Origin of the sequence: Corynebacterium minutissimum (assembly GCF_016889765.1) — a bacterium.
GTDB classification, from domain to species: Bacteria; Actinomycetota; Actinomycetes; order Mycobacteriales; family Mycobacteriaceae; genus Corynebacterium; species Corynebacterium minutissimum_B.
In genome coordinates this window covers 405,053-417,287 of the sequence record NZ_CP069533.1, presented here as the reverse complement: position 1 = coordinate 417,287, position 12,235 = coordinate 405,053, and the positions used below count along the sequence as shown (strand labels likewise).

The window sequence follows — 12,235 nt, the reverse complement described above, 5'->3', positions numbered from 1 at the left end:
CGGATTTCCGGTTAGAGGTGTCTGCGCGCTAGCCTGATTGTGATCTCAATCGCCCGGTTTGTCCTTGAGTCTCTTCACGGAGGGAGGTGCTGATGCCTACCCCAATCGCCGTCGATCATCTCGTCGCTGGCGTGCTTGCCGATGTCTCCGCGCGTGAGGCCCGTGTTCCCTTCAAAGAAGTAAAAGCGCGTTCACGTGACATGGATACCCCGCGCGATGCCGCGACGGCGCTGCTTCGTCCTGGATGTTCCATCATCACCGAAATCAAACGCGCCGTGCCGTATGCCGGCGAGATTGCGCACTTAGATAGCCCACAGTCAGTGGCGGCTTTGGCCCACGATCTTGAGCAAGCCGGCGTACACGTCATGGCCTGCCAGACGGATCGCCGTCGCTTTCATGGCTCGCTAGAGGACATGCGGGTTGCCCGCGATGCCGTGGACATACCGATGGTATGCCGCGACATCATCGTTGATCCCTATCAGGTTCATGAGGCACGTTGCTATGGTGCGGACGCGATTCCGCTGCAAGTAGAGCTGCTTGAGCAAGCCCGCCTTGAGTCACTGCTGGATCGCGTGGAATCGTTGGGAATGACCGCCATTCTTGAGGTGCGCACGTGTGCGGAAGTAGATCGAGTCATCAAAGCTGGCGGCTCTGTTGTGGCGATCAATGCGTGGTCTTTGGCCTCCGATGCTATTAATCGGGAGGCCTTTTCTACTATTTCGCCCGGTCTGCCCGAATCCATAACCCGCATCGCCGTCGGCGGCGTGAACAGCCCCCGCAACGTGCTGGCTTATGCCTCACACGGTGCGGATGCCATTCTCGTAGGTGAGTCAATCATGGCGGCTCAGGACCCTATGGCTCTAGCCCGTTCGCTGGTGGCGGCCGGACAACACCCGGCCTGCCCGTCCCGCAAACTGTAGGTCGGTGGCGGAAGCGTTGTAGTACCCGCATTTTTCAGGCACACTATCTCCCGTGCAGATTTACTACCTCGCGAATATCCCTTCCCCGCCTCAGGGCGTATGGCACCTGGGCCCGATTCCGATTCGGGCCTATGCCATGTGCATCATTCTGGGCATCCTCGTCGCTATGTGGATGACGTTGCGTCGCTACACTGCGCGGGGAGGAAACCCAGACGTGGTGTGGGACGCGGCCATCGTGGTCATTCCCGCCGGCATTATCGGTGGGCGCCTTTACCACGTGATTACGGATAACGATAAATACTTCTGTTCCACGTGTGACCCTATCGACGCGCTGAAGATCACCAACGGTGGCCTCGGCATTTGGGGTGCGGTCGCGCTTGGTGCGGTGGCTGTGTGGGTCATGTTTAAAATCAAGGGAATTCCGCTGGGGCCGTTTGCCGACGCCGTAGCACCCGGCCTTATCCTGGCCCAGGCCATTGGACGCCTTGGAAACTGGTTTAACCAAGAGCTTTACGGCCGGGAAACCACAGTGCCCTGGGCACTCGATATTTACTACCGCGTCAACGAGAACGGTGACTACGCACCGATTAGTGGACGTTCTACGGGTGAAGTCATGACGTCGGTGCACCCGACCTTTCTCTACGAGCTCGTGTGGAACGTGATCATTTGTTTCTTCCTTGTGTGGGCACACAAAGCCTGGAAGTTGGGACATGGGCGTGTCTTTGCGCTGTACGTCGCAGGCTACACTGCCGGACGTTTCGTGGTTGAAAACATGCGCGCGGATGAGGCCACGCACATCTTCGGATTCCGCGTCAACGTCATTGTGTCCGTCGTCTGCTTCATCGTTGCGCTTATCGTGTATCTTCGTCTGCCACGCGGCCAGGAGACTCCCGAAGAGGTTGATCCGCATCGCACCAAAGGTGGCGAAGACCGTAGCGTAGGCGATGATGGGCGCTCGGGTTCACAGGCTCTCCGGTACCCTCACTCTGATGCTTCCTCTGCCGGAGGTACGTCGCAGTAGCCGGAATCACAGTTCATGAGTGGGCGGCGCTGCCGTTGAACGCCGCGCCCGATGAGGGGTCTGCCGGAATTGTCTGATCATGCCCGCTCGCGCCTGTTTCGTCTTGGGTTTTGCAATGGAAAGCGGGGCGTGGAAGGGTGCAACGGCACGGCTCCGATGGGGATGTGAGCGACATTTATGGTGGCAGAGACTAGAAAACGGGGGTAGTTTGGGAACCGTTAGACATCCCCGATGCGAATAAGGCACTCCATGTTGGATAGAAGAACCAAAATCGTTTGTACGTTGGGTCCCGCAGTGGCAAGCAAGGAGGGAATCCTTGGCTTGGTGGAAGCGGGCATGGACGTCGCGCGTCTGAACATGTCCCACGGCGAGCATGCAGACCACGAAGCAAATTACGCTTGGGTCCGCGAAGCTACCGATGAGACCGGCCACGCCGTCGGTGTCCTCGCTGACCTTCAGGGTCCCAAGATTCGTCTGGGGCGCTTTGTCAACGGTGAGGAGATGTGGAAGGAAGGCGAAGTCGTCCGAATCACCGTCGATGACGTCGAAGGTACCCACGACCGCGTCTCCACCACCTACAAGGGCTTGGCCAAGGATGCCAAGCCGGGAGACCGCCTGCTGATCGACGATGGCAAGGTTGCCGTCGTGTGCAAGGAAGTAGAAGGCAACGACGTTGTTTGTGAGGTCACCGAAGGTGGCCCGGTCTCCAATAACAAGGGTGTCTCCTTGCCGGGCATGGACATCTCCGTGCCGGCTCTGTCGGAGAAGGACATCGCTGACCTTCGCTTCGCGCTGAAGCTAGGCGTTGACATGATTGCCCTGTCCTTCGTTCGCTCCCCAGCGGATGTGGACAAGGTCCACGAGATCATGGATGAGGAAGGCCGTCGCGTTCCGGTTATTGCCAAGCTGGAGAAGCCGGAGGCTGTTGACGCTCTCGAGTCCATCGTGTTGGCTTTCGACGCCATCATGATCGCCCGTGGTGACTTGGGTGTGGAGGTTCCGCTCGAGCAGGTTCCGCTGTTCCAGAAGCGCGCCATCCAGATTGCACGCGAGAACGCCAAGCCGGTCATCGTGGCTACCCAGATGCTAGATTCCATGATTTCCAACCTGCGCCCGACTCGTGCGGAGGCATCCGACGTGGCTAATGCCGTGCTCGACGGTGCAGATGCCGTCATGCTCTCGGGTGAGACCTCCGTCGGTATCGACCCACAGAACGTGGTGCGCACGATGTCCAAGATCGTGGCTAACGCTGAGTCTGGCGGCCAAGTTCCGCCCCTGAGCCATGTGCCGCGCACCAAGCGAGGCGTGGTGTCCTACTCCGCGCGCGATATCGCAGAGCGCCTTAACGCGAAGGCCATCGTCGCCTTCACCACGTCCGGTGACACTGCGAAGCGCGTGGCACGTTTGCACTCTCCGCTGCCGTTGCTGGCGTTTACTCCTCACCCGGCAGTTCGCTCGCAGTTGGCTCTGACCTGGGGTGCGGAAACTTTCTTGAGCTCTGAGGTCAAGTCCACAGATGACATGATGGTTAGCATCGATGAGGCCCTCCTCAGAATGGACACGTACAAGGAAGGCGACGTGATCGTCGTTATCGCCGGTACCCCTCCGGGAATCTCTGGTAACACCAACATGATTCAGGTTCACCAGCTCGGTGAAACCCTGCGCGACAAATAATCACGCTCTCCCCGCATACCCCGCATAGAGAAAAACGCTATAACACCGCCGCTGTCCCTCGAGGAGGGAGGGCGGCGGTGTTACTTATTCTGCACGTGCGACGCTTGGTGGCGGACTAGATGCTGGCGATGGGGGTCGGGGCCAGCTTCCATACCTCGTTGGCGTAGTCCGCAATGGTGCGGTCGGAGGAGAAGCGACCGGAGTAGCAGATGTTCAGCCAGGCCTTCTTGGCCCACTCCATCTCATCGGCGTCATAGTCAGCGGCCATGCGGTCGCGGGTCTCGCGGTAGTCGGCGAAGTCACCCAAGACGTAGTAGGTGTCCTGAGCGTGCTCGCCAAAACCATCCAGAAGCGAGGAACGCAGGTCACCGAACATGCCGTTATTCTCCGATCCCAGAGTGCCATCGGTGAGGGCATCCAGAACGCGGGCCAGTCCCGGAACAGAGTGGTAGAGCTCACCGGGGTGGTACTCAGCGCGCAGCTGCGGGATCTCCTCGTTGCGAGCACCGAAGATATAGGCGTTTTCTTCGCCCACTGCCTCGACGATCTCAACGTTGGCACCATCCATGGTGCCCAGTGTCAGTGCGCCGTTCATCATGAACTTCATGTTGGAGGTACCCGATGCCTCCTTACCCGCGACGGAAATCTGCTCGGAGACATCTGCGGCCGGGATAATGTGCTCGGCGGGGGAGACGTTGTAGTTCTCCACGAAGACAACGTTGAGCACGTCCTTGGTAGCCGGGTCGTTGTTCACCAGATCCCCGATGGTGTTGATGAGCTTGATGATGGCCTTGGCGCGGACATAGCCCGGGGCGGCCTTCGCGCCGAAGATGAAGGTGCGCTTTGGAACGGTTTCACCATCGACCTTGATACGGAAGTAAAGATCCAGAATGTACAGAGCATTCATGAGCTGACGCTTGTACTCGTGGAGGCGCTTAATCTGGACGTCAAAAATGGAATCGGGGTCTACGGTGGAGCCTTGGTGCTCCTCAATCCACGTCGCAAAGTCTTGCTTGTTGGCGCGCTTGACGTTGATGAGCTGACGCAGAACCTTCTCATCCTCCGCCAACGGCGCGAGCTTGGCCAGCTCAGTCAGATCGGTGACCCAGGCATCGGAACCGGCCTGCTCAGTAAGTAGGCCCGACAGGCGCGGGTTGCACATGCGCAGCCAGCGGCGCGGGGTCACACCGTTGGTCTTGTTGTTGAACTTCTCCGGCCACAGTTCGTGCCACTCGGACAGCGTATCTGCCTTGATGATCTCGGTGTGCAGGGCCGCCACGCCATTAATGGAGTAGGCGGCGTAGCAAGCAATCCACGCCATGTGGACCTGGCCGTTGGAGACGGGCGCCATGTAGTCGATGCGGCCCTGATCCAGCCCGCGCTGAGCCATGTCCTCACGGAATCGACGGTCAATTTCTTCCACGAGCTCCCAGATGCGCCAGAATAGCTTCTGGAAGATGGAGACTTCCCAGCTTTCCAGGGCCTCTGCCAAGACGGTGTGGTTGGTATACGCGAAGGTTTCAGTGACAACCTTCCACGCTTCATCCCAGCCCATCCCGTGCTCGTCGAGAAGCAGGCGCAGCAATTCCGGAATGGCGAGCACTGGGTGGGTGTCATTGAGCTGGATGCAGTTGTACTTGGCAAAGCCCGTGAGGTCGTCACCATGGTGCTCAATGTAGTTATCAATCATCTGCTGCAGAGATGCAGAGACGAAGAAGTACTGCTGGCGAACACGCAGGACCTTGCCTTCGTAGGTGGTGTCGTTGGGGTAGAGCACGCGGCAGATGTCCATGACGCGCTCGCGTTCGACGATGGCCTCGGTGAAGCGCTGGGAGTTGAAAGCATCATAGTCGAACTCATCGATGGGTTCGGACTTCCACAAACGCAGGGTACCAACGTTATCGGTGTCATAGCCGGTAATGGGCATGTCATACGGGATGGCGCGAACATCCATGTCATCGAAGTGGATGCGGCGCTGCTCGGAGGCACGGCGAATGACGAAGTCGTAGCCGTTCTCCATCCAGGCATCCGGCTCCTCGCGCTGGAAGCCGTTCTCGAAGGACTGGCGGAACAAGCCATAGCGGTACAGGAGACCGTAACCGGTCACCGGGTAATCCTGGGTTACAGCGGAGTCGAGGAAGCACGCGGCAAGACGGCCCAAACCGCCGTTGCCCAGAGCGGCATCATGCTCGGCTTCGAGAACATCAGCCAACTCGTGGCCAGCAGCCTTGGCGGCGGCGCGAGCCTCATCGACGAGACCGACGTTGGTGAGGTTGTTGAGCAGCGCGCGGCCCTGCAGGAACTCTGCGGAGAAGTAGTGCTGCTGGCGAGCAGCGGCATACGCGTTGCGGGTGGCTTCCCAGTTATCAGCAATCTGTTCCATGACCGCGGCGGATAGGCCGGACCAGAACTTGCGGTTGGAGGCAGTTGGCGGCGTCACGCCAGAGGCTGCGCGAACGTGTCCGGGAACTGCGGTCTGAAAATCGGCGTGCTGGGGCTGGCTCATGGAATTCCTTTGAAGTTGCACTCGAAATGTATGGAAAATACCACCCTCAAGCTTAACCAGTTCCGTGCTGACACGCAGTGTGCGCGTCGGCTCTAGTGCTGGAGGAAAGACAGGACCGCAGCGGCGGCGGCACGGGTAGCGGAGTCCATCGTGGGGGCGTAGTCCGGTAGGAAGGTGGACTGGTGGTTGACCGGAGGGTTAGCGAGGAGCGCATCTGGAGTAGAGCCGATGAACCAGAAGTAGTAGGGCACGCCCCATGCCTGCGGAAGGTAGCAAAAGTCCTCGGACACCGTGGACGGCGTGGCGGTAACAGACAGCTCCCCAAAGACCTCGTCGAAGGAGGCGCGCACGGTGTCGTGCGCGACGGGGTCGTTATCGGTTACTTCGCCATGAGCGTAATACTCAAAGGTTGGCTCGGCGGGGCAGCCAGAGGCTACGCACTCTGCGCACACCATGCGTTCCAGGGAGGCATAGACGCGTTCGGCTAATTCCGGCTTGTAGTAACGGGTATTGAGCACCAGCTCGGCGCTGCCGGGGATGATGTTGTTCTTGTCTCCAGCATGCAGCTCGCCGACGGAGATGACAAAGAAGTCATGGGGAGGAACCTCGCGGCCCACGATGGCTTGGAGGCGCGTGACCACCATTGCAGCAACGTACGAGGGATCGATGGATTCGTGCGGCATGGAGGCGTGAGCGGAGCGGCCCGTGATGTGGATGCGCAGGGAATCGCAGCCAGCGAGGATGGGGCCAGATGTGGACTGGACCTGGCCTGCAGGTCCAGGCATGACGTGCTGACCCAAGCAGACGTCCGGCTTCGGCACGCGTTCGGTGAGGCCATCGGCAATCATGTATTTTGCGCCCATAGAGGATTCCTCCGCAGGCTGAAAGAGCGCGAGGAACGTTCCTCGCCAAGCGTCGCGGTGGACGTCGATAAGCTCACAGGCGCCCAAAAGCGCGGTGGTATGGACGTCGTGGCCACACGCATGCATCTTGCCGTTGGTGGCGGCGAAGTCAACGCCAGTCTCCTCAGTCACGGGTAACGCGTCGAAATCCGCGCGCATGAGCGCTGTGGGTCCGTCACCGTTGCGGAAGATGGCAACGATGCCATGGCCACCGATTCCGGTGACAACCTCACAGTCATACTTGTCGAGCTGCCCCAGGATGCACCGTGCAGTACGTTCCTCCTCGTGGGAGAGCTCTGGGTGGGAGTGCAGATCCTCGTAGAAAGCGCGCTGCCAGGAGAGGTCAACGGCGTCACTGCTGAGAAGGGCGGCGAGTGTGGGATCTGCCATAGTTTCTGTCCTCCAAGTTAGGGTAGGGTTGCCTACATGACAATGATTCAGTTTGATGTTCTGGTGCCGGATGCCCAAGCCGAGCGCGTTGCCGAAATCTTCACTACTGCCACGCAGAAGCTAGTAGATAACAACTCGCTGACCTCAGCCGATGTTACCCACGTTGAGGAACCGGCGATCCAAGAGGGGCTGGAGGAGCAGTTGCGCCAGACCTACCGCGATGAACATGAAGACCGCGATCTCGAAGGCGCGAGTGTCCACCGATATGAGATTGCGATGGAGGGCGTGACAGGGTCTGTCAATCAACTCACCATGGTGCTTTCCCGTTTACTGACGCCCCATGCGGTGCTTCCGAAGGATCACGTTCTGCTCGAGGATGAAGTCGCACACGAGCGCCCCGCCATCTTCCCGTGGTCAGTGCAGGTTAATCCTTAGCGTCCTGAACGGATGACTCAATAAATTCTGTGACGAGGCGCTCGGCGGCGCTGCTGATTGCTGCGGCCACCTCGCTGCTGGAAGCACCGTTGCCGTCGCCTTCCAGTTCCCGGAGTAGTACCCCAGCTGGGGCTGGGGTAGTCGCGGAACCGGCAATGATGCCGAGGGAGGGGGAACCTGCTGCTTCTGCGGCGAGCTCGGCCAGTGTGCCGACTACTTTTCCGGTGAGGGACTGCTCGTCAAAGCGGCCTTCACCAGTGATGAGGAGATCGGCCTCTGCGGCGCGTGCGGGGAGATTCAGCGCTTCAGCGACGTAGCGCCCGCCGGGGACAATCCTGCAGTGCTCATCTGTGCCCCACAGCGTGCGGGAGAGCCAGCTCAATGCAATTGGGATGCCACCGGCCGCACCCATGAATTCTGCCTGCGGGTCGGTACCGGTGACTTCGCACAGTTGCAGCATGGCACCCGCTAGCAGTGCTATTTGCTCGCCTTCGGCACCCTTTTGTGGGCCATACATCGTGGCTGCTTGGATGGGGACCGCGCGGGTATCGGTCACCAACGTGTAATCCAGCATGGCAGCTTTCATGTTGAGCTGCGCGGTATCGATGGTATCGAGGGTGACTAGCGGAGCGCCGCCTTTCGGAAGCGCATAGCCGCGTGCATCGTGGGCTGCAGCGCCCAATGCGGCGAGAATTCCTAGGCCACCGTCGATGCAGGCGCTTCCGCCTAAACCTAAAACGATGTGTTTCGCCCCGCGAGCTTCCGCGTCAGCAATAAGCACACCGGTGCCGTAGGAATCTGCGTGGAGCGGGTCGAGGGCATCGGACACGGCAGGCAGGCCGGTTGCCGCGGCGACGTCGATAAACGCCTCCTCACCCACGAGGTAGTAGCTGGCTTCGGTGAGGCGGCCCACCGCATCCGTGGTGGGTAGCGTAATGGTCTGGCCAGTGTTGCCAGTACGCGCGACTGCGGCGCTGGCAAGAACCTCGGCAGTACCTTCGCCACCATCAGCCATGGGAAGCGTTGTCACAGTGGACGTAGCGGCAAGGTCGGCACTACTCAGGGCGCGCCGAGCGCCGAGAGCAATCGCACCAGCGGCTTCGCCTGCAGTGGCGGTGCCTTTGAAAGAGTCGGGGGCAACAAGGATGCGCATGTTCACGAGTATATGGGCCCTTGCGTGGCGAATAAATTTTGGGCATCTGAGCTGCGTGTTAGTGATTGGTGGGGTAGACCGGGTTGCGATTTAGGTCGAATGATAGAAAACTAACAGCTGTTCATTGTATGAAGCACTTTCCATTCGGATCAGTGCCAGATGAAAGGATTGTCATGTCCATCGACCAGCAGATCTCTGATTACTACACCAAGCTTCTGAAGCGGAACGCAGGCGAACCCGAGTTCCACCAGGCGCTTGCTGAGGTCCTTGATTCCCTCAAGATCGTCCTCAATAAGGATCCTCACTACGCGGATTATGGCCTGGTTGAGCGTCTCTGTGAGCCAGAGCGTCAGCTTATCTTCCGCGTCCCGTGGGTCGATGACAATGGAGATATTCAGGTCAATCGCGGTTTTCGTGTGCAGTTCAACTCTGCTCTGGGCCCGTACAAGGGCGGCCTGCGTTTCCACCCCAGCGTGAACCTGGGCATTATCAAGTTTCTGGGTTTTGAACAGATCTTTAAGAACTCCTTGACTGGCTTGCCCATTGGTGGCGGCAAGGGCGGCTCGGACTTTGACCCTAAGGGCAAGTCCGATGCTGAAGTTATGCGCTTCTGCCAGTCCTTTATGACTGAGCTGCACAACCACATCGGTGAATACCGCGACGTTCCGGCCGGTGACATTGGTGTGGGTGGCCGCGAAATTGGTTACCTCTTCGGCCAGTACCGCCGCCTCGAGAACAAGCACGAGTCCGGCATCCTCACGGGTAAGGGTCTGACCTGGGGCGGGTCACTAGTGCGTACCGAGGCTACCGGCTACGGCTTGGTGTACCTCACCGCAGAGATGATGAAGGCGCACGGCGAGTCCTTCGAGAGCGCCAAGGTTATCGTGTCTGGTTCCGGCAATGTGGCCATCTACGCTGCTGAAAAGGTTCAGCAGCTAGGCGGCACTGTTGTGGCCATGTCGGACTCCTCCGGCTACATCACCACCCCGACGGGTGTGGACTTGGATCTGCTTAAGGACATCAAGGAAGTTCGCCGTGAACGTATCTCCACGTATGCCAAGGAGGCTGGTGAAGGAGTGGAGTACCACGAGGGCGGCAACGTCTGGGAGGTTCACGCAGACGTCGCTCTGCCGTGTGCAACCCAGAACGAACTCGATGGTGATGACGCCAAGCTGCTGGTCGGCAACAAGGTCCGCTACGTCGCGGAGGGCGCCAATATGCCCTGTACCCCGGAGGCAGTCCACTACTTCTTGGATCAGAAAATCGCGTTCGCGCCGGGCAAGGCAGCTAACGCAGGTGGTGTTGCTACCTCCGCACTGGAAATGCAGCAAAACGCCTCCCGTGACTCCTGGACCTTTGAGTACACCGATCAGCGCCTGCACGACATCATGTCGAGCATCTTCCGCACCATCGATAAGACGTCGAAGGACTATGGTCTCGACGGAGATTACGTGGCCGGCGCCAACATCGCAGGCTTTAAGAAGGTCGCGGACGCCATGCTCGCGCAGGGCGTTATCTAACGTTCTGCATTAGGCGTTCTGCCACCTCGCACACCTCCCCCTCGCACTCGTGAACGAGAACGTGACGGGGAGGTTTTCGCTGTCAACACCCGCGTGGGATACGTCGCGCTGCGCACGGGCTTGGTTAGGCTGGTGCCATGTACCGCGTTTTTGAGTCCCTCGATGAACTTGTTCGCAATCTGGAACAGGCCTACGCCGTTCCGATGACCTCTAATTGCATGGTCCCTCGCCACGAGATGCTGGCGCTACTTGATGACCTCCGTAATGCCCTCCCCGTAGAAATGGATGACGCTCAGGACGTCTTGGACAAGCAGGATGAAATCCTGCAGGGAGCGGAGGAGCGCGCAGACCAGATTATTTCGGATGCCAACACCCAGGCAGATGACACGGTTACTCGTGCGCGTGAGGACGCGGACGCTATGCTTGCCGACGCCCAACACCGCGCCACCACCATGGTGGCCCAGGCCGAAGATGAAGCTACCACCTTGGTGGATAATGCCCGTGCCGATGCTGAGCGCACCCGTGCGCAAGCAGATGAGGAATACCAGCGCACCGTTGCTGCCGGCCAAGCAGAGCAGGAACGTCTCGTTTCTGAATCTGAGGTTGTGCGCCGCGCTGATGATGAGGCACACCGCATTGTCGAAACTGCGCATTCTGAGTCCAACCGCTTGCGCACTGAGTGCGACGAGTTTGTGGACGCAAAGCTGGGTGAATTCGAAACTACGCTGTCTGATCTGCTGCGCACCGTGAACAATGACCGTTCCGCTCTGCGCCGCGGTGCGGGTGTGCGCTCCCGAGGGGAGTCGCGCGGTGACTCCCGCGCCGACGCACGCCCAGAAGGCCGTGAGGTGCGTGGCGATGCGCGCAGCGAAAGCTGGGAACGCGGCGAGTCCCGTCCCCGTCGTGCGCCCCGCGCACCGCGCGACTACTAGAGCGCACCACGCGTAAAGCTCCCAGCTGAGGCCGTTGTCAGGGCCGTCACTGGGAGCTCATCCTTAAGCAGCGGCGGGGTAAGAGCGGTGCGAGGCATCGAGGGCCTTGGAAGCTTCGCGGGCAGCCTCGGCGCGGCGAATGCGGTCAGCCTCAGCCGCAGGCATGGTACTGAACGCGGCAGCGAGGCCCGCAGCAATAATGCCGGGTAGCGCAAAAAGCACCCACATGCTGCCAAAGCCCAGCCCACCCGTGAGGGGATCGGTGAGAGGAGCCCACGGGGCGCCAGCCAAGGCGATCATGAGGTCAACTGTGCCAACGCTGAGCATCATCATGCCGACGGTGAGGAATGCTGCGGAAAAAGATTCCCGGGCGCCCCAGACAATGAACGCGGCAAACAGGGAAAACAATGCCGACGAAATAATCACGGTGGAGCTGAAATGCAGCGGCAGCAGCGCCACGGCGCCCACCATAATGCCGGCGAGGGCGGCGATTGGGGCCACATGGTGCAGCATAAGGCCATCACGGCCAAAGACACTCGGCCGATGTCGCGTCACCACGTGTCGGACCACCACGCCGACGGCGGCCAACACCACGGCTGGAGCGAGGCACTGTAGCGGGTAGAGCCCCGCGAGGTCGTGCGCCGTGTCCGTGATGGTGGCTGAATGAGTAGTGACGTTGCTCATGTCATTCCACCGTAGGGGTAGAAGCACCGCTTAGCGAGTGCTGCACGCAAGTCCCTACGCGGTTGTGCCCCAGCATTCAGGCTGTTGCCAGTCAGCGG

General features: G+C 59.8%; 10 protein-coding genes. 6 read left to right on the top strand and 4 right to left on the bottom strand.

From position 1 onward, the window contains the following. The first annotated feature begins 92 nt into the window (after window positions 1-92). The 3 genes from I6J26_RS01915 to pyk all read left to right on the top strand — a co-directional run bounded on the left by I6J26_RS01915 (window position 93) and on the right by pyk (window position 3,615). Window positions 93-920 carry an indole-3-glycerol phosphate synthase TrpC gene (locus tag I6J26_RS01915; RefSeq protein WP_115022786.1) on the top strand — a complete coding sequence of 276 codons (828 nt, stop codon included), beginning with the start codon at window positions 93-95 and terminating at the stop codon, window positions 918-920. Window positions 921-972: 52 nt separating this feature from the next. Next, the gene (gene lgt / locus I6J26_RS01910) at window positions 973-1,941 is read left to right on the top strand and encodes a prolipoprotein diacylglyceryl transferase (protein ID WP_115022784.1); all 969 of its coding nucleotides are present in this window, start codon (window positions 973-975) and stop codon (window positions 1,939-1,941) included. Window positions 1,942-2,193: 252 nt separating this feature from the next. Further along, window positions 2,194-3,615 carry a pyruvate kinase gene (pyk, locus tag I6J26_RS01905; protein WP_115024397.1) on the top strand — a complete coding sequence of 474 codons (1,422 nt, stop codon included), beginning with the start codon at window positions 2,194-2,196 and terminating at the stop codon, window positions 3,613-3,615. 115 nt (window positions 3,616-3,730) lie between these two features. Here the strand turns inward: pyk and I6J26_RS01900 are convergent, their stop codons facing one another. Both I6J26_RS01900 and I6J26_RS01895 read right to left on the bottom strand, forming a co-directional pair. After that, complete coding sequence (locus I6J26_RS01900) at window positions 3,731-6,121, bottom strand: glycogen/starch/alpha-glucan phosphorylase (RefSeq protein WP_115022782.1); 2,391 nt, start codon at window positions 6,119-6,121, stop codon at window positions 3,731-3,733. A gap of 92 nt (window positions 6,122-6,213) precedes the next feature. Then, on the bottom strand, window positions 6,214-7,413 hold the full coding sequence (locus I6J26_RS01895) for an amidohydrolase (protein ID WP_115022780.1): 1,200 nt from the start codon (window positions 7,411-7,413) through the stop codon (window positions 6,214-6,216). 36 nt (window positions 7,414-7,449) lie between these two features. On the opposite strand from I6J26_RS01895, the gene I6J26_RS01890 reads away from it, so the two are divergent. Beyond that, on the top strand, window positions 7,450-7,848 hold the full coding sequence (locus I6J26_RS01890; protein ID WP_115022778.1) for a hypothetical protein: 399 nt from the start codon (window positions 7,450-7,452) through the stop codon (window positions 7,846-7,848). On the opposite strand, the gene I6J26_RS01885 is transcribed toward I6J26_RS01890, so the two are convergent. Further along, window positions 7,838-9,001 carry a glycerate kinase gene (locus tag I6J26_RS01885; RefSeq protein WP_115024395.1) on the bottom strand — a complete coding sequence of 388 codons (1,164 nt, stop codon included), beginning with the start codon at window positions 8,999-9,001 and terminating at the stop codon, window positions 7,838-7,840. The two genes, I6J26_RS01890 and I6J26_RS01885, sit on opposite strands and share 11 nt — an antisense overlap. A 173-nt stretch (window positions 9,002-9,174) precedes the next feature. Here I6J26_RS01885 and gdhA point away from each other — a divergent pair, with 173 nt between their 5' ends. Both gdhA and I6J26_RS01875 read left to right on the top strand, forming a co-directional pair. Next, entirely contained in the window at window positions 9,175-10,521 is a 1,347-nt protein-coding gene (gene gdhA, locus I6J26_RS01880; RefSeq protein ID WP_115022777.1) for an NADP-specific glutamate dehydrogenase, read from the top strand. Between the two features lie 137 nt (window positions 10,522-10,658). Beyond that, window positions 10,659-11,453 (top strand): DivIVA domain-containing protein, encoded by a 795-nt coding sequence (locus I6J26_RS01875; protein ID WP_115022775.1) that lies wholly within the window; start codon window positions 10,659-10,661, stop codon window positions 11,451-11,453. Between the two features lie 63 nt (window positions 11,454-11,516). Here I6J26_RS01875 and I6J26_RS01870 read toward each other — a convergent pair whose 3' ends face one another. Next, entirely contained in the window at window positions 11,517-12,137 is a 621-nt protein-coding gene (locus I6J26_RS01870; protein ID WP_181815381.1) for a hypothetical protein, read from the bottom strand. Window positions 12,138-12,235 lie beyond the last annotated feature (98 nt).